This is a genomic window from Streptomyces sp. NPDC046335, assembly GCF_055587985.1.
In genome coordinates, this window is record NZ_JBVJFF010000012.1 from 355,310 (window position 1) to 375,938 (window position 20,629).

21 protein-coding genes are annotated in these 20,629 nt (G+C 70.3%); 6 read left to right on the forward strand and 15 right to left on the reverse strand.

All coding sequences use genetic code 11. The features are described from left to right. Positions 1-131: 131 nt before the first annotated feature. Entirely contained in the window at positions 132-995 is an 864-nt protein-coding gene (locus ACZ6JY_RS29790) for a helix-turn-helix transcriptional regulator (protein ID WP_469200682.1), read from the forward strand. Between the two features lie 19 nt (positions 996-1,014). Here the strand turns inward: ACZ6JY_RS29790 and ACZ6JY_RS29795 are convergent, their stop codons facing one another. After that, complete coding sequence (locus ACZ6JY_RS29795; protein WP_469200685.1) at positions 1,015-2,628, reverse strand: alpha/beta hydrolase; 1,614 nt, start codon at positions 2,626-2,628, stop codon at positions 1,015-1,017. 224 nt (positions 2,629-2,852) lie between these two features. On the opposite strand from ACZ6JY_RS29795, the gene ACZ6JY_RS29800 reads away from it, so the two are divergent. Both ACZ6JY_RS29800 and ACZ6JY_RS29805 read left to right on the forward strand, forming a co-directional pair. Further along, complete coding sequence (locus tag ACZ6JY_RS29800) at positions 2,853-4,169, forward strand: 3-oxoacyl-ACP reductase (RefSeq protein WP_469200687.1); 1,317 nt, start codon at positions 2,853-2,855, stop codon at positions 4,167-4,169. A gap of 338 nt (positions 4,170-4,507) precedes the next feature. After that, on the forward strand, positions 4,508-5,407 hold the full coding sequence (locus ACZ6JY_RS29805; RefSeq protein ID WP_469200689.1) for a MaoC/PaaZ C-terminal domain-containing protein: 900 nt from the start codon (positions 4,508-4,510) through the stop codon (positions 5,405-5,407). Here ACZ6JY_RS29805 and ACZ6JY_RS29810 read toward each other — a convergent pair. The 6 genes from ACZ6JY_RS29810 to ACZ6JY_RS29835 form a co-directional block, all read right to left on the reverse strand. Continuing rightward, positions 5,325-5,963 (reverse strand): TetR/AcrR family transcriptional regulator, encoded by a 639-nt coding sequence (locus ACZ6JY_RS29810; protein WP_469200850.1) that lies wholly within the window; start codon positions 5,961-5,963, stop codon positions 5,325-5,327. The two genes, ACZ6JY_RS29805 and ACZ6JY_RS29810, sit on opposite strands and share 83 nt — an antisense overlap. A gap of 197 nt (positions 5,964-6,160) precedes the next feature. Further along, entirely contained in the window at positions 6,161-7,588 is a 1,428-nt protein-coding gene (locus ACZ6JY_RS29815; RefSeq protein WP_469200691.1) for a dicarboxylate/amino acid:cation symporter, read from the reverse strand. A gap of 409 nt (positions 7,589-7,997) precedes the next feature. Then, on the reverse strand, positions 7,998-8,324 hold the full coding sequence (locus ACZ6JY_RS29820) for a DUF4229 domain-containing protein (protein ID WP_469200693.1): 327 nt from the start codon (positions 8,322-8,324) through the stop codon (positions 7,998-8,000). 94 nt (positions 8,325-8,418) lie between these two features. Further along, on the reverse strand, positions 8,419-8,943 hold the full coding sequence (locus ACZ6JY_RS29825; protein ID WP_469200695.1) for a GNAT family N-acetyltransferase: 525 nt from the start codon (positions 8,941-8,943) through the stop codon (positions 8,419-8,421). A gap of 14 nt (positions 8,944-8,957) precedes the next feature. Then, positions 8,958-10,121, reverse strand: coding sequence for an aminofutalosine synthase MqnE (mqnE, locus tag ACZ6JY_RS29830; protein WP_469200697.1), 1,164 nt, complete (start codon positions 10,119-10,121; stop codon positions 8,958-8,960). A 63-nt stretch (positions 10,122-10,184) separates the two neighbouring features. Then, complete coding sequence (locus ACZ6JY_RS29835; RefSeq protein ID WP_363248101.1) at positions 10,185-10,640, reverse strand: Lrp/AsnC family transcriptional regulator; 456 nt, start codon at positions 10,638-10,640, stop codon at positions 10,185-10,187. 146 nt (positions 10,641-10,786) lie between these two features. On the opposite strand from ACZ6JY_RS29835, the gene ACZ6JY_RS29840 reads away from it, so the two are divergent. Continuing rightward, a complete protein-coding gene (locus ACZ6JY_RS29840; protein ID WP_469200699.1) occupies positions 10,787-10,912 on the forward strand; it encodes a hypothetical protein in 126 nt (41 codons plus the stop codon). Here ACZ6JY_RS29840 and ACZ6JY_RS29845 read toward each other — a convergent pair. The 3 genes from ACZ6JY_RS29845 to ACZ6JY_RS29855 are packed head-to-tail and all read right to left on the reverse strand — an operon-like array spanning position 10,909 to position 13,986. Continuing rightward, positions 10,909-11,604 carry a UbiX family flavin prenyltransferase gene (locus ACZ6JY_RS29845; protein WP_469200701.1) on the reverse strand — a complete coding sequence of 232 codons (696 nt, stop codon included), beginning with the start codon at positions 11,602-11,604 and terminating at the stop codon, positions 10,909-10,911. The two genes, ACZ6JY_RS29840 and ACZ6JY_RS29845, sit on opposite strands and share 4 nt — an antisense overlap. Positions 11,605-11,629: 25 nt before the next feature. Beyond that, positions 11,630-12,532, reverse strand: coding sequence for a menaquinone biosynthesis prenyltransferase MqnP (gene mqnP / locus ACZ6JY_RS29850; RefSeq protein ID WP_469200703.1), 903 nt, complete (start codon positions 12,530-12,532; stop codon positions 11,630-11,632). Beyond that, on the reverse strand, positions 12,529-13,986 hold the full coding sequence (locus ACZ6JY_RS29855; protein ID WP_469200705.1) for a menaquinone biosynthesis decarboxylase: 1,458 nt from the start codon (positions 13,984-13,986) through the stop codon (positions 12,529-12,531). The genes mqnP and ACZ6JY_RS29855 overlap by 4 nt, the downstream gene beginning before the upstream one ends. Before the next feature lie 90 nt (positions 13,987-14,076). On the opposite strand from ACZ6JY_RS29855, the gene ACZ6JY_RS29860 reads away from it, so the two are divergent. Both ACZ6JY_RS29860 and ACZ6JY_RS29865 read left to right on the forward strand, forming a co-directional pair. Beyond that, positions 14,077-14,388 (forward strand): PLD nuclease N-terminal domain-containing protein, encoded by a 312-nt coding sequence (locus tag ACZ6JY_RS29860; protein ID WP_469200707.1) that lies wholly within the window; start codon positions 14,077-14,079, stop codon positions 14,386-14,388. A gap of 6 nt (positions 14,389-14,394) precedes the next feature. Further along, complete coding sequence (locus tag ACZ6JY_RS29865) at positions 14,395-15,294, forward strand: LysR family transcriptional regulator (protein ID WP_469200709.1); 900 nt, start codon at positions 14,395-14,397, stop codon at positions 15,292-15,294. Here ACZ6JY_RS29865 and ACZ6JY_RS29870 read toward each other — a convergent pair. From ACZ6JY_RS29870 to ACZ6JY_RS29890, 5 genes are all read right to left on the reverse strand, one after another. Further along, the gene (locus tag ACZ6JY_RS29870; protein WP_469200711.1) at positions 15,185-16,132 is read right to left on the reverse strand and encodes a DMT family transporter; all 948 of its coding nucleotides are present in this window, start codon (positions 16,130-16,132) and stop codon (positions 15,185-15,187) included. The two genes, ACZ6JY_RS29865 and ACZ6JY_RS29870, sit on opposite strands and share 110 nt — an antisense overlap. Positions 16,133-16,320: 188 nt before the next feature. After that, the gene (gene ccsB / locus ACZ6JY_RS29875; protein ID WP_469200713.1) at positions 16,321-17,421 is read right to left on the reverse strand and encodes a c-type cytochrome biogenesis protein CcsB; all 1,101 of its coding nucleotides are present in this window, start codon (positions 17,419-17,421) and stop codon (positions 16,321-16,323) included. Continuing rightward, complete coding sequence (gene resB, locus ACZ6JY_RS29880; protein ID WP_469200715.1) at positions 17,418-19,181, reverse strand: cytochrome c biogenesis protein ResB; 1,764 nt, start codon at positions 19,179-19,181, stop codon at positions 17,418-17,420. The genes ccsB and resB overlap by 4 nt, the downstream gene beginning before the upstream one ends. Before the next feature lie 3 nt (positions 19,182-19,184). After that, positions 19,185-19,949, reverse strand: a complete 765-nt coding sequence (locus ACZ6JY_RS29885) for a cytochrome c biogenesis CcdA family protein (protein WP_469200717.1) — start codon at positions 19,947-19,949, stop codon at positions 19,185-19,187. Between the two features lie 10 nt (positions 19,950-19,959). Then, on the reverse strand, positions 19,960-20,607 hold the full coding sequence (locus ACZ6JY_RS29890; protein WP_469200719.1) for a TlpA family protein disulfide reductase: 648 nt from the start codon (positions 20,605-20,607) through the stop codon (positions 19,960-19,962). Positions 20,608-20,629 lie beyond the last annotated feature (22 nt).

The window sequence follows — 20,629 nt, forward strand, 5'->3', positions numbered from 1 at the left end:
TGGGCCCACGGCGGCCGGGCCACCCGCGACGCCTCACACTCTCCGCCGTATCGGCCCCCGGCGGCAGGGCGGGACGTTCCAGGCCCTGACACGGCCCCCCAAGCCCACGCCCCACCGGGAACAATGGAGCGATGACGGACAGCACGGCGACAACTCCCCCGGCCACCGGCACGGAACTCGGCAGGTACCTCCGCGCCCGCAGGGCCCGCGTCACGCCCGCCGAAGCGGGCCTGCCCGCGGGCACGGGGCTGCGCCGCACGCCGGGGCTGCGCCGCGAGGAGCTGGCCACCCTCGCCGGAGTGAGCGTCGACTACTACACGCGCCTGGAGCGAGGCCGCGAGACGAACCCCTCCCCCGCCGTCATCGACGCCCTGGCCCGCGCCCTGCGGCTGACGGGCGACGGCCACGAACGCCTCCACGAACTGGCCGAGTTGGCCTCCGGACGCCTCACGGAACCGCACCCCACCGCCGACGACACGGTCCGCGCCTCCACCCTGCGGATGCTGGAAGCGCTGGCGCCGCTCCCCGCGTACGTGGTGAGCAGGCACAGCCACATGCTGGCCGCCAACGCCCCCGGCAAGGCGCTGCTCCCCGGCCTGTGGGACTGGCCCGCCGAGCGGCGCAACCTGACCCGCTACCTCTTCCTGCACCCCGTGGGCCGCGTGCTCTACCAGCCGTGGGAAGCGACGGTCGCCGTCTCGGTCGCGCACCTGCGGGCGGTCGGCGGCACGGACCCGGACTCGCCGCAACTGACGAACCTCGTCGGCGAACTGCTGCTCAAGTCACCGGAGTTCGGCCGCATCTGGGAGCGGTACGACGTGTGCGAGCGCGGCGGCGGCACCAAGTCCTTCGACCACCCGAAGGTGGGCGCGATGACCCTCACGTACGAGGTGATGACGCTGGCACGGACGGGCGGCCAGCGCATGGTGGTCTACCAGGCGAAGCCCGACACCCCGGACGAGAAGGCGATGCTGGGCCTCGCGCCTCGGGAGTAGGGGTCGCCGTACCGCCCCGTCACTCCGTCGGGTCGGTCGGGCAGGAACTGCCGTGCGCGGGCATCTCCCCGTACAGCAGGAACCCGTCCACCTTGTCGCGCACGCACTTCGACCCCAGGTAACCGGTGTGCCCGTCACCCTTGTTGTCCAGGACGACCGCCTTGGGGCCGAGCCGCTCGGCGGTCTCCTGGGTCCAGCGGTAGGGCGTCGCGGGGTCGCCGCGCGTGCCGACGAGCAGCAGCTCGGGGGAGCTGATGTCCCGTACGGACTTACGGATGTAGTCGGTGCCCGCGGGCCGCCCGAAGCAGAGCAGCACGGGCATCAGCATCGACTTGCCGAAGACGGGCGAGGCCTCCTCGAACTCCTTCTGGAGCCGGCCGATCTCCTTCTCCAGCCGCGCGGCGTCCGGCCGGTCGGGGTCGTCGGCGCAGGTCACGGCCATCAGGGCGGCGGTCATGTTGTCCATGGGAACCATCTCCCGCGCGGCCGTGCCGCCGCCGGGCGCCGTTTCGCCACTGCCCGCGCGGACCGCTCCGACGAGGCCGCCGCTCATCCGCAGCAGCGCCCGGGGGTCACCGTCCGCGAGCAGCGCGCCCAGCGCCTGGGAGAGGGCGGGCCAGGCCTGCCTGCTGTACAGGGCCTGGCTCAGCACGCCGACGACGTCCTGCCCGGTGAACCGCGTGCCGTCCATGGCCTGGAGCGGCATCCTGTCGAGGTCCTGGATGACCTGTTGCATGGTCTGGCGCGCGGCCCGCGCGTCGGTGCCGAAGACGCAGCCGACGTTCCCGGTGCACCAGGAGAGGAAGTTGTCGAGGGCGGTCTGGCGGCCCTCCGCCGTGGCGAGGGACTGCTCGGCGGCGGACTCGGTCAGCGTGTCCACGCCGTCGAGCACCATGCGTCCGACCTTGCCGGGGAACTGGGCGGCGTACACCGCCCCGATCCGCGTCCCGTACGAGAAGCCGAGGTAGTTGAGCTTCTTGTCACCGAGGGCCTTCCGCATGACGTCGAGGTCGCGCGAGACGTTGACGGTGCCCATGTGCGGCAGGACGGGCCCCGACTCCTTCGCGCACTTGGCGGCGGCCTCGCGCAGCTCCTTGAGGACGGCTGCGGGGTCCTCGGTGCCGTTCTGGGCGCCGCCCTCCAGGGCCTCGCCGCCGGCCCCGGCGTCGCCGCAGGTCACGGGGTCGCTCTCGCCCACGCCTCGCGGGTCGAAGGAGACGACGTCGTACTCCTTGCTGAGGAAGGAGAACTCCTTCTGCGACCCGGCGAGTGCGGAGACCCCGGGACCGCCGGGGCCGCCGAAGTTGAGCAGCAGGGAGCCGCGTGGCTTGTCGGCCGAGCTGGACTTCATGCGGATCATCGCGACGTCCACGGTCCCGGCGGCGGGGTCGGCGTAGTCGATGGGCACCTTGACGTCCCCGCACCGGATGTCCTTGGCGTCGCCGGTCGCGTCCGCCATGGCCCCGGTGTCGCCCTCGCAGGCGGCCCACTTGATCTTCTGCGTATAGAACCGCGACAGATCGGGCCGCCCGTTCCCGCCGTCGTCGGCGGCGGCGGCCGAGGCCGGACCCGGCGCGCCCACTCCCACCACGGCCAGTACGGTGACGCCGGCGAGTGCACAAGCTCCGCGCACGGCAACCTCCCTGGGTGAGCCCCTCACTCACCCTAAGCGCCCACCCGACGGCTCGCCCGCCCGACGGTGACGGTACGCACACGTCGGCTACTCTCCGCAGCTCAGGCCCGTAGAACCGGCTCAGCATCTCCTGGTTTTCGGCCGTCGCGCATGTCTCGACCAGCTCCTGACTCTTGAGTAACCTTACTCAGAAGTAAATCCATGTCTGCGCCGGGAGTTGGACCATGGCCGACCGCTATCTGCACTTCGCCGCGACGGCGCCCGGCCGGTTCCTCACCCGGCGCCTGGGCCTTCCGCAGCCGACGCCGCTGCGCCGCTGGTCCCCGGAGCACGCGCGCCTGGGCGGCGAGCTGCTGGTGCTGACGGCAGGCGTGTCCCGCCACGGCGACGACGTACGTGACCTCCTCTCGGCGGCGGGCCACACGCTCGCCGGGGCAACCGCCGACCGGCCCACGGCCGTTGTGCTGGACGCCACCGGCGTGGCGGACGTGGAGGCCCTCTCCGAGGTCCACGCGGCGCTGCATCCCGTGGTGCGGTCCGTGGCGGACAACGGCCGCGTCGTGGTCATCGGCATGCCGCCCGACCCGGCCGACCACCATCAGGCGGCGGCGCAGCAGGCGCTCGAGGGCTTCGTGCGCTCCCTCGCCAAGGAGCTGGGCCGGGGCCGCACCGCCTCGCTCGTACGGGTGCCGGGGCCCATCGCCTCGGCCGAGTCGACCCTGCGGTTCCTGCTCTCCCCCAAGTCGGCGTACGTCACCGGGCAGGTGATCGAGACCGGCCCCTGCGAGGCGGTGGCCGGGCCCCGTGATCCCGACCGGCCGCTGGCCGGGCGCACCGCCCTGGTCACGGGGGCGGCGCGGGGCATCGGCGAGGCCGTCGCGGAGGTCCTGGTGCGGGACGGGGCCGAGGTCGTCGTGCTCGACGTGCCCTCGGCCCAGGGGGAGCTGCGGCGGGTGGCCGAGCGGCTCGGCGGGACCGCGCTGCCGCTGGACATCACGGCGGCGGGTGCCGGGGAGCGCATCGCCGCGGCGCTGCCGAGGGGCGGCCTCGACGTCCTCGTCCACAACGCGGGGATCACGCGGGACCGGAAGCTGGCGAACATGGGGCGGGACCGCTGGGCCTCGGTCCTGGACGTCAACCTCGCCTCCGTCCTCACGACGACGGACGCGTTGCTCAAGGCCGGGGCGATACCTCCCGGCGGGCGGATCGTCGCCACGGCCTCGATCGCCGGGATCGCGGGCAACGCGGGGCAGACGAACTACGCGGCGAGCAAGGCGGGGCTGGTTGGTCTGGTCCGCGCGCTCGGGCCGCGGGCGCTTACGGAGCACGGGGTCACGGTCAACGCGGTCGCGCCCGGGTTCATCGAGACGAAGATGACGGCGGCGGTGCCGCTGCTGATCCGCGAGGCGGGGCGCCGCATGAACTCCCTTGCGCAGGGTGGGCTTCCCGTGGACGTGGCGGAGACCACGGGGTGGCTTGCGCAGGGTGGGGTGAACGGGCAGGTGGTACGGGTCTGTGGGCAGAGCCTGTTGGGCGCCTAGGCCTAGCGGCGGCTGACGGCTCTTCGCACCCGGGGGTGGCCTTCGCCGCCGTGGGAGCGCGTCTCACCTGGGGTGGCCTTCGCCGCCGCAGGAGCGCGTCTCACCCGGCGGTGACCTTCGCCCCGTAGGAGCGTCAAGCCCGCCGCTTCGCGGCGGAAGTTTCCCACCCGACCCACCCGTATCGCCGCAGTCACCTTCGCCCCGTAGGAGCATCACACCCGGCCCGACCGTATCGCCGCAATCGCCCTCGCCCTCGCCCTCGCCCTCGCCCTCGCCCTCGCCCTCGCCCTCGCCCTCGCCCCCCGTTCCGCAGAAGCGTCACGTTCGAAAGGCTTTCCATGGCCCTCGCCCCGCTGGTTCGCGCAGCCCTTCGCTCGCCCTTCAAGCGGCCCCATGCCGGGGCTCGGACGGCCCGGAGGCGGGTCGTTCACCGTGCTGCCCTCGACCATCAACACCTCACCGCCTACAACGAGCTCTGCGGGTTCCAGGGCGGCGTCCTGCCTCTCACCTATCCCCACGTCCTCGCCTTTCCCGCCACCACCCGGCTGCTCGCCGACCCGGGCTTCCCGCTTCCCCTGCTCGGGCTCGTGCATACCTCCATCAGCATCACCCGGCACCGCGAACTCCGCCCCGGCGACCTCAGTGGTGGTGGGGTCGAACTCAGCGTTCACCTGGCAGGGTTGGGCGAGCATCGGCGCGGTGTCGAGGCCACCCTCGTCACCGAAGCCCGCGTACGCCAAGAACTTGCGTGGACGTCAAGCAGTACCTATCTCGCACGGACCGAGTCGGGCGGCGGAACAGCCGTCTCACACACAACCCGTCGGCCCCGGCAGCCATCCGCCATACCCAGCGGAGCGCCCTGGCATCTGCCCGCCGACCTCGGCCGTCGTTATGCCGCCGTCAGCGGTGACCGCAATCCCATCCACCTCTACCCCCTCACCGCCCGCCTCTTCGGCTTCCCCCGTGCCATCGCCCACGGCATGTGGACCGTGGCCCGCTGCCTCGCGGAGCAGGGCACCGGCACCGGCACAAGCACGCATGGCCCCGTCCACGTACGCGTGGAGTTCAAGGCGCCGGTACTGCTGCCGGCCACCGTCACCTACAGCGCCCAAGGACAGCGGTTCGAGCTGCGTGGTCAGGACGGCAGGCTCCACCTCACCGGAGAGACGGGGACGACGGCGCCGCCCAGCGATGACCCTCCATCAGCGACCCAAGACCCGCCCACGCGAAGTTCATGAGCGTCGCCGCGGCCTCGCGCGCCGACACCGACGTATCCGTGTTGGCCCACCCCGCGAGGGACTCCGCCGCGCCCACGAGGGCCTGCGCGAGCCCCGCCACCTCGCGGGCCGGCAGCGAGGGGTCCCCGTGGGCCTCCCGCGCCGCCTCGGCGATCAGTACCGTCACGAAGGCGAGGATCTCCTCCCGCATCGCGGCGACCTCCGCGGCGAACGGCTCGCCCTGGGTGCGCGCCTGACTGTGCAGCACCGCCCACCCGTCCGGCCGCTCGGCGGTGTGCGTGAAGAACGCCCGCAGCCCCGACCAGAGCTGACGGTCGGCGCTCTCCCCCGCGGCGGCGCTCACCCCGTCCCGCACCGCGTCGACGAGCGCGGCGGCCTCCCGCCGGATGCAGGCGGTGAAGAGGTCGTCCTTGGAGTTCAGATAGAGGTACACCAGCGGCTTCGACACCCCGGCAAGCTCCGCGATCTCGTCCATGGACGCCGCCCTGAACCCCCGCTGCCCGAAGATCCGCACCGCCGCGTCCAGCATCTGCTGCTCGCGCACGGCCCGCGGCATCCGCTTCTGCCGCTGCTTCTCGCCCACCCGGCCCCGCCTTCCCACGCCGTCCGTTCAGGTTCAGCGTACGGTCAACGGGACCCACGTAACGATCACCCTCGGCAATGCTCTGGCCAGAGCAAAAGCAGAGCCCCGCTCCGGACACTTCCGAAGCGGGGCTCCACAGGCCCGCGAAGGGCCACGTCACAGAGAGCGGCTCACACCGCCGCGGGCACCCGCCGCGACCCGGAGTCAGACGTCAAACCGGACTCCGGATCGGGGTCCGACTCGGACGCGGACTCGGAACCGGAACTCGATCCGTCGAAGTCGTCCAGCGGCGACGCCGACGCGTTCTCGTACGCCTCGTGGTCCAGGATCTTCTCCCGGGCCGCCACGATCACGGGGACCAGCGCCTGGCCGGCCACATTCGTGGCGGTGCGCATCATGTCCAGGACCGGGTCGATGGCCAGCAGCAGGCCGACGCCCTCCATCGGCAGGCCCAGCGTCGACAGGGTCAGGGTGAGCATCACCGTGGCGCCGGTCAGACCCGCCGTGGCGGCGGAGCCGACGACCGAGACGAAGGCGATGAGCAGGTACTCCTTGATGCCCATGTCCACGTCGAAGATCTGCGCGACGAAGATCGCGGCGATCGCCGGGTAGATCGCGGCGCAGCCGTCCATCTTGGTGGTGGCGCCGAAGGGCACGGCGAAGGAGGTGTACTCCTTCGGGACGCCGAGCCGCTCGGTGACCTTCTGGGTGACCGGCATCGTGCCGACCGAGGAGCGCGAGACGAACGCCAGCTGGATCGCGGGCCAGGCGCCCTTGAAGAACTGGAGCGGGTTGACCTTGGCGACGGTGGCGAGCAGCAGCGGGTAGACGCCGAACATCACCAGGGCGCAGCCGATGTAGATGTCCGCGGTGAACGTCGCGTACTTGCTGATGAGGTTCCAGCCGTAGTCCGCGATGGCGAAGCCGATGAGGCCGATGGTGCCGATCGGGGAGAGCTTGATGACCCACCACAGGGCCTTCTGGAGCAGCGCGAGGACGGACTCGGAGAGCTCCAGGATCGGCTGGGCCTTGTCGCCGATCTTCAGTACGGCGACGCCTGCGACGGCGGCCATGAAGACGATCTGAAGGACGTTCAGCTCGGTGAAGGGCGTGATGACGTCCGTCGGGATGATCCCGGTCAGGAAGTCGATCCAGGAGCCCGCGTGGTCGGGGGCCTTGCCGTCCTTCGGGGTGAGGCCGGTGCCGGAGCCGGGGTTGGTGAGCAGGCCGATGGCGAGGCCGATGGCGACCGCGATCAGCGACGTGATCATGAACCACAGCAGGGTGCGGGTGGCCAGGCGCGCCGCGTTGTTCACCTTCCGCAGGTTGGTGATGGACACCAGGATCGCGAAGAAGACGAGCGGGGCGACCGCGAGCTTCAGCAGGCCGATGAAGGTGTCGCCGACCTTGGAGAGGGTGGTGACGAGCCAGGAGATGTCCTGGCTGCGGGCGAGCCAGCCGAGCAGGACGCCGAGGACGAGACCGCCGAGGATCTGCGCCCAGAAGGGGATCTTCAGGAACTTGGGTATCCGGAAGCCGGCCTTGGGCTTCTCGGGTCCGCTCGCCTGGTCGGCGGGCGTCGCGGAATTCGCGGACACGGACACACTCCGGTGAGGTAAGTCAGGGGGTGGGGGACGTACGGGAGCGGCGACCGCGAAGGGTCAGCGGCGTCGCTGCAGCGGGTCACATTCAGACGTGACAGGCCGCGGACATGCAGCGGCAGAGGTCGACATGCAGGCGCGCCACGAGCGGGACGCTCATGGCGTGGCGGTGCGCTGCTGCTGTCTTCATGTCGGACACGTTAACACTTGTACTTTGAGAACATCAAAGGTCTTGTTTGAGGTGAGCCCGGCGCCTCGCGCCGTTCTTCCGCCGCTTGTCCACGCTCAACGGCCGCTCACCGCCCGCCGCCGGGGCCCCGGACGCAACGGAACCCCGGCCCCGGAGCGAGCTGCTCCAGAGCCGGGGTCCGGCAAGTGTGTGACGAAGCTTACGAGCCTCGCGGGGCTACGAGCCCTGCGCCTGCGTCCGTCCGCCCTGCGTGTTCGCCTGCCGCCGCGCCAGGTCGTCCGCGCTGTCCTCCTGGGTGCGGTTCGCCTCCAAGTTGGCCTTGGTGCGCTCCACTCGCGCCACCACGTCCTCCGAGGCGCGGTCGCGCTCCTTGCGCAGGACCACGAAGCTGATCGGCGCCGAGAGGACGAGCGCCAGCAGCAGCACCCACAGGAGGTTGGAGTCGCCGAGGCCGCGCGGGAGGATTTCGGCGTAGACGAGGCCCCAGACGACCAGGAAGCAGCCCACGAAGATTCCGAGGCGCATCAGCGTGTAGCGGAGCATGTCAATCCACTCTTCCGTTCCGAAATGGGCCCGAGCTGGACGAGCCCTTCCAGTGAAACACGGGGAGTCCGATGCCCGGCAAGGGGGGCGGGGGCTACCGCAGCGGCAGCAGCATCATGATGTCGTCGCGGTCGTCGCCCGGTGCGACGCGGATGGCGTCGGGCACCCGGCCGACCTCCTTGTACCCGCAGGAGGCGTAGAAGTTCTCCAGGCCGGTGCCGCCGCGGCAGGTCAGCCGTATCGCCTCCACACCCGGCAGGGAGCGGGCCGCGTCCTCCGCGGCCGCCAGGAGGTCGCGGCCGTAGCCCCTGCCCTGGTGGCGGGGGTGGACCATGACGGTGTAGAGCCAGATCCAGTGCCGCATGAGGCGGTGCGTGTTGTGGGTGAGGAAGGCGGCCGCGGCGACGGCGCCCTCCTCGTCGTACCCGACGAGCAGCCGTGCCCGGCCCTCGGCCATGGCGACGAGGTGCCGGACGAACTCGGGGCGTATCTCCTCGGCCGTCGCGGGCGCCACGAAGCCGACGGCCCCGCCGGCGTTGGTGACGTCCGCCCACAGGCCGAGGACGCCGTCGCGCAGGTCGGGGCCGACGGGCGGGTCGAGGTGGAACGTGAGCGGCATGAAGGACCTCGGCCTCAGACCCGCATGGCCTGCGGGGACTCGCGCAGCAGCGGGTCGGGGCCCTCGTACTCGCGGATCGATTCGTAGCGCGTGTTGCGCTCGACCGGGCGGAAGCCGGCCTCGCGGATCAGGTCGAGGAGGTCCTCGCGGGTCAGCTTGTTCGGGGTGCCGAAGTTGTCCGCGTCGTGCGTGATCTTGTACTCGACGACCGAGCCGTCCATGTCGTCGGCGCCGTGCTGGAGCGCGAGCTGCGTGGTCTGGAGGCCGTGCATGACCCAGAAGACCTTGACGTGCGGGACGTTGTCGAAGAGCAGGCGCGAGACCGCGAAGGTCTTCAGGGCCTCGGCGCCCGACGCCATGGTCGTGCGCGCCTGGAGGCGGTTCCTGACCTTGCCGTCCTTCATGTCCACGAAGTCGTGCTGGTAGCGCAGCGGGATGAAGACCTGGAAGCCGCCGGTCTCGTCCTGGAGTTCACGCAGGCGCAGGACGTGGTCGACGCGGTGGCGGCGCTCCTCGATGTGGCCGTACAGCATCGTGCTCGGGGTCTTGAGACCCTTCTCGTGCGCGAGGCGGTGGATGCGCGACCAGTCCTCCCAGTGGGTGCGGTGGTCGACGATGTGCTGCCGGACCTCCCAGTCGAAGATCTCCGCGCCGCCGCCGGTCAGCGACTCAAGGCCCGCCTCGATCAGCTCGTCCAGGATGTCGGAGGCCGACATGCCGGAGATCGTCTCGAAGTGGTGGATCTCGGTGGCCGTGAACGCCTTCAGGGAGACGCTCGGGAGCGCCTTCTTGAGCTCGCTCAGGGAACGCGGGTAGTAGCGCCACGGCAGGTTGGGGTGGAGGCCGTTGACGATGTGCAGCTCGGTGAGATTCTCGCCCTCCATCGCCTTGGCGAGGCGGACGGCCTCCTCGATGCGCATCGTGTACGCGTCCTTCTCGCCCGGCTTGCGCTGGAACGAGCAGTAGGCGCACGAGGCGGTGCACACGTTGGTCATGTTGAGGTGGCGGTTGACGTTGAAGTGCACGACGTCGCCGTTCTTGCGCGTGCGCACCTCGTGGGCGAGGCCGCCGAGCCAGGCCAGGTCGTCCGACTCGTAGAGGGCGATGCCGTCCTCGCGGGACAGCCGCTCACCGTCCCGGACCTTCTGTTCAAGATCGCGCTTGAGACCTGCGTCCATGCCCTCGCCCTTACCTCTCCCTACCGACCTGCCACAAACTCCGCCAACCGTACTCCGCCCCGCTCACTCCTCCTCGGGCAGCTCTCCGACCCGGTTCTCCCACTTGGTGGAGAGCACGATCGTGGTCCTCGTACGGGAGACCCCGCGGGTTCCGCTGAGCCTGCGGATCGTCCTCTCCAGGCCGTCCACGTCGCTGGCCCTGACCTTGAGCATGTACGAGTCGTCGCCCGCGATGAACCAGCAGTCCTCGATCTCGTGCAGGTCCTTGAGGCGGCGTGCCACGTCCTCGTGGTCGGCGGCGTCGGAGAGCGAGATGCCGATCAGCGCGATGACGCCCAGGCCGAGCGAGGCGGAGTCGACGGTCGCGCGGTAGCCGGTGATGACACCGGCCGCTTCGAGGCGGTTGATGCGGTCGGTGACGCTGGGCCCTGAGAGGCCCACGAGCCGCCCGAGTTCGGCGTATGAGGCGCGGCCGTTCTCCCGCAGAGCCTGGATGAGCTGCCTGTCGACGGCGTCCATAGGTGCGATGCCTTTCATTAATCAGCGATACCGCGAGTCTATGTGTAGAATCTAAGGCTTGACAGGGTTCACACCCCGTAAATCTTTCTCAACTTCAGCCGATCAGCAACGATCCTTCAAACGATCACTCAGGAGTGAGTCACCCCGTGTACTCGATCGAGATGGCCTACGCCCGTATGCGCGAGCTCCAGGACCTGGCCAACCGCTCGCGTGCCCACAAGATCGCCGCGCCCGAGGACGGCCGCGAGAAGCGCGCCGCCAAGAAGCGCTAGACCGGCCGGGAGCCGGAGCCGCCCCCTGAACCACCGGAGCCGAGCTCTCCCTCCCAACGGCGGTACAGGCTGTGCGGCACCCCCGCCGCGTCCAGCGTCCGCCCGGCGACGAAGTCCACCAGGTCCTGGATGTGCGTCGCCCCCGCGTAGAACGCCGGAGAGGCGGGCAGCACGATCGCGCCCGCCTCGTCCAGGCTCACCATGTGCTTCAGCGTCTGCCCGTTCAGCGGCGTCTCGCGTACGCAGACCACGAGCCGGCGGCCTTCCTTGAGCGTCACGCTCGCCGACCGCTGGAGCAGGTCCTTCGAGAGCCCGAGCGCCACCCCGGCCACGCACGCCGTGGACGCCGGCACGATCAGCATCCCCTTGGCCGCGTACGAGCCCGACGAGGGTCCCGCCGCCAGATCGCCCGCGGGCCAGTACCGCACGTCGTCCACCGGCACGTCGAAGGTGCCCGGCTTCCCGTCCGCCCCGCGCGCGAGCCACTGCCGCAGGTCGTCCCGCCAGTGCGCGTCGCGGAAGGCGATGCCCGTCTCGTCGAGCAGCGTGAGGCGCGAGGCCCGCGAGACGACGAGGTCGACGCTCTCCCCCGCCGCGAGCAGGGCCCGCAGCACGGCCGCGGCGTACGGCGTCCCCGAGGCGCCCGACACCCCCACGATCCAAGGCCTACGCTGCGTATCTCCTGGATTCACGCTGTGAAGCCTATCCGGCGGCCGTTCAGACGGTGAGCCCGCGTACGAGCAGATCGAGCAACGCGCAGACGAACAGGGCGATTCCGATGAAACCGTTCACCTGGAAGAAGGCACGGTTCAGCCGGGTCAGGTCGTGCGGCTTGACGATCGAGTGCTCGTAGACGAAGGCACCCGCGACGATCGCGAGGCCGAGCCAGAAGAACCCGCCCGCGCCGGTGGACGCCGCGTACCAGACGAGGAACGCCGTGGTCACGAGGTGGCAGCCGCGGGCGCCCCAGATGGCGGCCGGGATGCCGAAGCGCGCGGGCACCGACTTCACGCCGACCTCGCGGTCGGTCTCCACGTCCTGGCAGGCGTAGATCAGGTCGAAGCCGCCGATCCAGACGCCGACCGCCAGGCCGAGGATGACCGCCTGCCACGACCACTCGCCGGTGACGGCGATCCAGGCGCCGATCGGGCCGATCGCCTGGGCCAGGCCGAGGATCGCCTGCGGGAAGTTCGTGAACCGCTTGCCGTAGGGGTAGACGACCATCGGGATCACCGCGATGGGCGCGAGCGCCAGGCAGAGCGGGTTGAGCAGGGCGGCGGCGCCGAGGAACACCACGAGGGCGATCAGCGCGCCGGTCCACGCGGACTTCACCGAGACGGCGCCCGTCACCAGCTCGCGGTGCGCGGTCCTCGGGTTGCGGGCGTCGATCTCCCGGTCGATGATGCGGTTCGCGGCCATGGCGAACGTCCGCAGACCCACCATGCAGACGGTGACCAGGAGCAGCCGCCCCCAGTGGATGTTCTCGTCGAGCCGGAACATCGCGGTCAGCGCGGCGATGTAGGCGAAGGGCAGCGCGAACACCGAGTGCTCGATCATGACCAGGCGCAGGAACGCCTTGGTGCGTCCCGGCCGCGGGATGGCCGCTGAAGCGGAGCTCACAGCCCGTACTCCTTCCAGCGGCGGTCGACCATCGCCGCCGTCTCCGGGTCGGACTCGACCATCTCGGGCCAGCCCCCGTCCCGTGTGTACCCCTCTTCGGGGAGTTTCCGCGTGGCGTCGATGCCCGCCTTGCCGCCCCAGAACTGCTGGTAGGAGGCATGGTCGAGGTGGTCGACCGGGCCCTCCACGACGGTCAGGTCGCGGGCGTAGTCGGTGTTGCCGAGCGCGCGCCAGGAGACCTCGTGCAGGTCGTGGACGTCGCAGTCCTTGTCGACGACCACGATCAGCTTCGTCAGCGACATCATGTGCGCGCCCCAGATGGCGTGCATGACCTTCTGCGCGTGCTTCGGGTACTTCTTGTCGATCGAGACGATCGCGCAGTTGTGGAAGCCGCCCGACTCCGGCAGGTGGTAGTCGACGATGTCCGGGACGATCACCTTGAGGAGGGGCAGGAAGAAGCGCTCGGTGGCGCGGCCGAGGGGGCCGTCCTCCGTCGGCGGGCGGCCGACCACGATCGACTGGAGCAGCGGGCGCTTCCGCATCGTCACGCAGTCGATCTTCAGTGCGGGGAACGGTTCCTGCGGCGTGTAGAAGCCCGTGTGGTCGCCGAAGGGACCCTCCGGGAGCATCTCGCCCGGCTCCAGCCAGCCCTCGATGACGACCTCGGCGTGCGCGGGCACCTGGAGCGGCACCGTCTTGCAGTCGACCATCTCCACGCGCTTGCCCTGGATGAACCCGGCCAGCATGTACTCGTCCATGTCGCCGGGCAGCGGCGCCGTGGAGGCGTACGTGACGGCCGGCGGACACCCGAAGGCGATGGCGACGGGCAGCTTCTCGCCCCTGCGGGCGGCCACCTGGTAGTGGTTGCGGCTGTCCTTGTGGATCTGCCAGTGCATGCCGATGGTGCGCTTGTCGTGGCGCTGGAGGCGGTACAGACCGAGGTTGCGGACGCCCGTGTCGGGGTCCTTGGTGTGCGTCAGACCCAGGTTGAAGAAGGAGCCGCCGTCCTCGGGCCAGGTGAAGAGCGCGGGCAGCTTCTCCAGGTCGACGTCGTCGCCGGTCAGGACCACCTCCTGCACGGGCGCGCTGTCCGACTTCACCTTCTTCGGCGGTACGTGCGTCATCGCGCCGAGCTTGCCGAACGCCTCGCGCACCCCGACGAAGCCGTGCGGCAGCTCCGGCTTGAGCAGACCGCCGATCTTCTCGCTGATCTCGGCGTACGACTTCAGGCCGAGCGCCTTGAGCAGGCGCCGGTCCGTCCCGTACACGTTCATGGCCAGGGGCATCGCCGAGCCCTTGACGTTCTCGAAGAGGAGCGCGGGGCCGCCGGCCTTCTGCACCCGGTCGACGATCTCACCGACCTCCAGGTACGGGTCGACCTCGGCCTTGATGCGCTTGAGATCGCCCTCGCGGTCCAGTGCCCGGAGCAGGGAGCGAAGATCGTCGTAAGCCATGCGTTCCAGTATCCGGCACCGGTTACCCTGGCCCCGTCACCGGGGGCACGCACACGCCTCCTGCCGCCACCCTTGGGGGATCGCGCCACCATGCTCAGGTATCTGCCGTTCCTGCTGGTCCTGGCAGTGTGGATCTATGCCTTCATCGACGTCCTGAACACCCCGGAGAAGGAAGTCAAGCACCTTCCCAAGGTGGTGTGGGTCATCATCGTGCTGCTCTTCGGAGAGGTGCTGCTCGGCCCGATCGCCTGGTTCGCGACGGGCAAGGTGCGCCGCCCCCGGGGCGGTGCCGGAGGCGGCCGGACCACGTGGGTGGCGCCGGACGACAACCCCGACTTCCTGCGGTCCCTCAAGGACGAGGACCCGGACGAGAACAAGCGGGACAAGGGCGGCGAGGGCTGAGGGGCCATGGAACTCCGGCTGCTCGTGACCTTCGAGAAGGTCGCCACCGTCCTCAGCTTCACCCGTGCCGCCACCGAGCTGAAGTACGCCCAGTCCAGCGTGACCAGCCAGGTCAGGGCCCTGGAGACCTCGCTCGGCGCGGAACTCTTCGACCGGCTCGGCAGCCGCATCCGCCTCACCGAGGCCGGCGAACGGCTGCTGCCCTACGCCCGGCAGATCATCGGGCTGACCGAGGAGGCGCGGGCCGCGGTCGTCGGCGCCGAGGAGCCCTCGGGGGCGATCGCGGTGGGCACGATGGAGTCGCTGACGTCCTACCGGCTGCCGCCGCTCCTCGAACTCTTCCACCACCGCTACCCGAAGGTGCGGCTCTCCCTGCGCCCCACGCTCGGCGACGAGACGCGCCGCGCGCTGCGGCAGGGCACGTACGACGTGGGCTTCCTGATGGAGCCGGAGACCGAGCACCAGGGCCTGGTCACCGAGGTGCTCGCCCAGGAGCCGCTGGTCCTGGTCTGCGCGCCCACGCATCCGCTGGCCGCCGGCGGCGCCGCCCTGACCACGGCCGACCTGGAGGCGGTGCAGCTCGTCGGCACCGAGCCCGGGTGCCCCTACCGGGATCTGTTCGAGGCCGAGCTGCGCGAGCGGACCGGCGGACCGCCGCCGTTCATGGAGTTCGGCACCATCGAGGCGACGAAGCAGGGCGTGGCCGGCGGGCTCGGCGTCGCGCTGCTGCCCGCCGTGGCCGTGGCGCGGGAGCTGGCCGATGGCACGCTCGTACGGCTGCCGTGGACGCCGCCGTTCACCTTGTGGACGCAGCTCGCGTGGCGGTCGGGGAAGCGGCTTCCCGCCCATGTGCGTCTTTTCGTGGAGCAGGCCGTGCGGCTCGTGCGGGAGCAAGCGTCACCTTGAGTCCGGCCAGGACGATCAGCGGGACGCCGAGCGCCTGGACGGGCCCGATGTGGTGGCCGTAGACCGCCCAGTCGGCGACCATCGCGACCGCCGGGTAGGTGAAGGCCAGTACGGCGATCTTGGCGGTGGGCAGCTTCGCGTACGCCGCGTACATCAGGACGTACATCAGTCCGGTGTGGATCACGCCGAGTCCGACGAGCCAGGCCCACCCGGTGCCCGTTCCGCGCATCGCGCCGAAGTCGCTGAAGGGCAGCAGCAGCGGGATGCCGACCAGGACCTGGACCAGGGCGACGAGGTGCGGCCGTACGCCCGTGACGCGCTTGGTGACGAAGGTGGACAGGGCGTAGAGGACGGCCGCGAGCAGCGCGAGGCCGATGCCCGCGAGCGAACCGGCGTCCCCCGGGCGCACCCCGGAGACCAGCACGAGGCCCGCGAAGGCGGCCGTCAGCCAGCCCAGTTGGGCGCGGGTCAGGCGCTCGCGCAGGACGACGGCGCTGAGCAGCACCAGGAAGAACGGCTGCGTGTGGTAGACGACGGTGGCCAGTGAGATCGAGGCGGCCTCGTACGCCTTGAAGAGGAACACCCAGTTGAAGACGATGAACACGCCGCCGAGCGCGGCGAGGCCGAGCTTCTTGAGGGTGAGCCCGTGGTCGCGGAAGTAGCCGCGGGCGAAGGCGTACGCGCCGAGGGCCAGGGCGCCGAACAGGACGCGGAAGAAGACGACGTTGAAGGCGGACGCGCCGGACTCGACGACGAAGATGCCGAGGGTGCCGGAGAGCGTCATCGCGGCGGTGAGCTGGACGGTGCCGGTGCGTTCGGAAGACGTGGTCGCTGTCATGCCGGTGACGCTACGAAGGGGCGTACTCCCTGGTCCACGGCCCAGTGGGGCGTCCTGCCGATGGGCCGATCGGCCGCGCCGATGAGGCCTGGCGGGGGCTCTGCCGCGATGCGGCGCCCCGGCGCCACAGAGGCCGGTGCCCGCGACCTGGGGTCACGGGCACCGGCCTCGCGAGGCGGTACGGAGGGTCAGACGCCGGCGTACGAGTGCTTGCCGGTGACGAAGATGTTGACCCCGTAGTAGTTGAACAACCAGCAGCCGAAGGCGATCAGGGCCAGGTAGGCGGCCTTGCGGCCCTTCCAGCCCGCGGTCGCGCGCGCGTGCAGGTAGCAGGCGTAGGCGACCCAGGTGATGAACGACCAGACCTCCTTGGGGTCCCAGCCCCAGTAGCGGCCCCAGGCGTCGCCCGCCCAGATGGCGCCCGCGATGATCGTGAACGTCCAGAGCGGGAAGACCGCGGCGTTCAGGCGGTACGAGAACTTGTCCAGCGAGGCCGCCGAGGGGAGCCGCTCCAGGACGGACGTGGCGAACTTGCCCGGCTGTCCGCCATTCTGGAGCTTCGTCTCGTAGCTGTCCCGGAAGAGGTAGAGCAGCGTGCCGACGCCGCCGACGTAGAAGACCGCGCCGCAGAAGATCGCCGTGGAGACGTGGATCCACAGCCAGTACGAGTGCAGGGCAGGGACGAGCTGGTCGCTTGAGGTGTACAGGACGGTGACGGCCAGGCCGAGGTCGAGCAGGACCGTCGTGACCAGCGGCAGACCGAGCCAGGCGATGTTCTTCTTCAGCGCGAGCAGCACCAGGTACACGCCGACGGCGACGGTGGAGAAGGTGATGCTGAACTCGTACATGTTGCCCCACGGCGCCCGCTGCACCGACAGGGCGCGGGTGAGGACGCCGCCGAACTCCAGGAGGAACGCGAGCACGGTGAGCGAGACCGCGACGCGGCCGTACAGGTCGCCCTTCTCGTCGCCCGCCGCGGCGCCGGGGCCGTCCGGCACGTCACGGGCGCCGGAGACCGACCGCGTGACGACCTTGGGCCGCTCAAGGGTGGCGGTGCCGCCCTTGGCCTGGACGGTGACCTCGGGGGCCTTGGCGGTGGCCGTGGTCTTGGCCGGGGTCAGGGCGGCGGCCGTGCGGGCGACCTTGCTGCGGCTGCCGAAGAGCCACTCCGCCATGTGCGCGAAGAAGGCCAGGAGGTAGACGGCCATCGACGAGTAGATCAGCACATTGCTGATGTGCGCGAGGTTCTCGTTCGGTTCGGCGGCGGCCAGGGTGGTGGCGAGATTCACTTCTCAGCCCCTTCGGCAGGTACGGCATCGGGGTCGGAGTCGGCATGGGAGGCGGCGTCGGAGACGGATGTGGTCTCCGCGTCCGGGGCGGGGGTCGGGTCGGGCGCGCTCGGCGCCTTCTCGTGCAGGTGGGCGGCGAGGTCGGAGAGTTCCTCGGGGAGCTTCGCGGACTCGCTGCGGCCGAGGCCCGCCATCTCCACGACGGTCACGCCGTCGGCGCCCCGCACCGCCCGCACCCAGATGCGGCGGCGCTGGATGAACAGCGACCCGGCGAGGCCGGCGATGGCGCCGACCGCGCCGACCAGCGCCCACACGGAGCCCGGCTCCTGCGAGATCTGGAAGGTCGCCCACTCCTTGATGTCCTTCTCGAAGGTGATCGACCCCGCGCCGCCCGGCAGCTTCATGGTCTCGCCGGGCAGCAGCCGCTTCTTGAACAGCTCGCCCTTGGAGTCCTTGAACTTCTTCATCTTCCGGGTGTCGAGCTGGTACACGTTCTGCGGGACACCGGAGTCCACGCCGAGGCTGCCGTGGTACGCGGAGAGCGCGAGCACGGGGAAGTCCGGGGCGGGGAACTGCGAGAACATCTGGCCCTTGCCCTCGCCCGCGAACGTCGGCACGAAGAAGGCGTTGAAGCCGAGCTGCTCCTTGGTGCCGCTCTTGTTCTTGTAGCCGTCCAGGACCTTGATGGCGCCGGTCGCGGTGCCGTTCTGGTCGATGGGCAGCAGCGGCACGGCGTTCCGGTAGACGACCTTGCCCTTGCCGTCGCGGACGGTGACCGTCGGGGCGTAGCCGTGGCCGATGAGGTAGACCTTCGAGCCACCGACCTCAAGGGGCTCGTTGACCTCGATGGACTTCTTCTTCTCGGGGCCGTCGACACCCTCGGTGTACGTGACGTTCGCCCGGTAGGTGCGGGGCGTGCCGCGGTTGGGGCCCGACTTCTGGTACGTGCCCTCGAAATTCTCCAGCTTGAAGCTGAACGGTGCCAGCTCGTCGGTGTCGAAGAGGCTGCCGGACTTGAAGTCGTCGTACTGGCTGAGGGTGTTGGCGAAGCCGTCGCCCTCGGTGATCAGCTTGCCGCCCTCGGACTTGAAGAGCTGCCCGGCGGCGAAGGCGATCAGCATCACGATCAGCGCGATGTGGAACATCAGGTTCCCGGCCTCGCGCAGATAGCCCTTCTCCGCGGCGACGGAGCCCGCGCCCTCGGGGCCCGCGGTGTGCGCGCGGAAGCGGCGCTGCCTCAGCATCGCGAGCGCGGCCTCGTGCACCCGCTCGGGCTCGGCGTCAGTGCGCCACGTCGTGTACGCGGGCAGCCGCGTCAGCTTCCTCGGGGCACCCGGCGGGCGGCCGCGGAGCTGGCCCACGAACTGCCAGGTGCGGGGCACGATGCAGCCGATGAGGGAGACGAACAGCAGGATGTAGATCGCGGAGAACCACACCGAGCTGTAGACGTCGAAGAGCTGGAACTTGTCGTAGAGCGGCCCGAGCGTGGTGTGCCGGTCCATGAAGTCCTGGACCTTGAGCTCGTCCACGTTGTTCTGCGGGATCAGCGAGCCCGGGATGGCGCCCAGCGAGAGCAGCAGGAGCAGGATCAGCGCGACCCGCATCGAGGTGAGCTGCCGCCAGAACCAGCGGACCCAGCCGATGACGCCCAGCGATGGCAGGTTCGGCGCGTCCTCTTTGGGGGCGGTCGAGAGCTGCGCGCCCGCCGCTTCGAGTCCGCCCTGCTCGCTCTGCTCTTCGGGGGCTTCGGTCTTGCTCATGGATCAGATCCCCACCGTGTAGCCGTTCGACCAGACCTGCATCTGCTGCACGATGCTGTCCCACACGCCGGTGAGGAGGAGCAGGCCTGTCGCGATCATCATGATGCCGCCGACGCGCATCACCCAGACGTAGTGCCGCTTCACCCAGCTGAAGGCGCCGAGCGCCTTGCGGAAGGCGACGGCCGCGAGGATGAACGGTACGCCGAGACCGACGCAGTACGCGACGCTCAGCAGCGCCCCGCGCCCCGCACTCGCCTGATCGAGGGAGAGGAAGCTGACGGCGGCGAGCGTCGGTCCCACGCAGGGCGCCCAGCCGACGGCGAACAGGGCGCCCAGTATCGGGGCGCCCGCGAGGCCGACGGCGGGCTTCTTGTGGAAGCGGAACTCTCGCTGGGAGAGGAAGGGCATGAGCCCCATGAAGAAGAACCCGAGCAGGATCATCACCGCGCCGAGCACCTTCGTGACGACGCCCTGGTGCTGCTGGAGGGTGCGTCCGAACTCCCCGAAGAGCGCGCCGTAGGAGACGAAGACCGCGGTGAAGCCGAGCACGAAGAGCCCGGAGCCCGCGACCATCCGGCCCCGTCTGGCCTCGGCCATGTCCTGGCCGCTGACCCCGGTGACGTACGACAGGTAGCCCGGCACGAGCGGCAGCACGCAGGGCGAGAAGAAGGAGACGAGGCCGCCGAGGAGGGCGACCGGCAGGGCGAGGAGCAGGGCCCCGTTCATGACGGTCTGGTTCGGATCGCCTGCGGCGGCGAGCGTGGACATCAAGGGGAGATCACTTCTCCGCGATCAGCGGGTCGATCATCTTGCGCAGCTTCTGCTCGTTGAGTGGCTGCTGCGAGCGGGCCGCGACCTTGCCGTCCCGGTCGATGACGACCGTGGAGGGGATGAAGTTCGGGTTCAGCGTGCCCTTGGGGAAGCGCAGCATCAGCTTGCCCATCGGGTCGTGCAGGCTCGGGTAGGGGACCTTGTAGTCCTTCTCGAAGGAGATCGCCGGGCCCTTCTGGGGGTCCCGGGTGTTGATCCCGACGAACCGCACGCCCTGGTCCTTGGTGTCGTTCGCGACCTTCACGAAGTTCGGGGCCTCGGCCCGGCAGGGCGGGCACCAGGAGCCCCACACGTTCAGGACGACGATCTTGCCCTTGTAGTCGGCGAGGTCGAGGTGGTCGCCGGTCAGCGTCTCGCCGTCGAGCTTCGGGCCTTCCTTGCGGTCGCCCTTGGCGAGGGTGGCGATGCCGTCGGAGCCCGTCACGAAGTTGGTGTTGCCGCCGCCGCCCGACGTGCCGCCCGAGCCGCAGGCCGACAGGGTCAGGGCGGCGACCGCGGCCCCGGCGGCCAGCAGGGCGGCACGGCCGCTGCGGCCGCCGACGCGGCGGCTACGGCTGTGGTTCGTGCTCTGGGGGGCGCGGCAGGCGGCACTCATGTGAAAAGTTTCGCATGTCTGT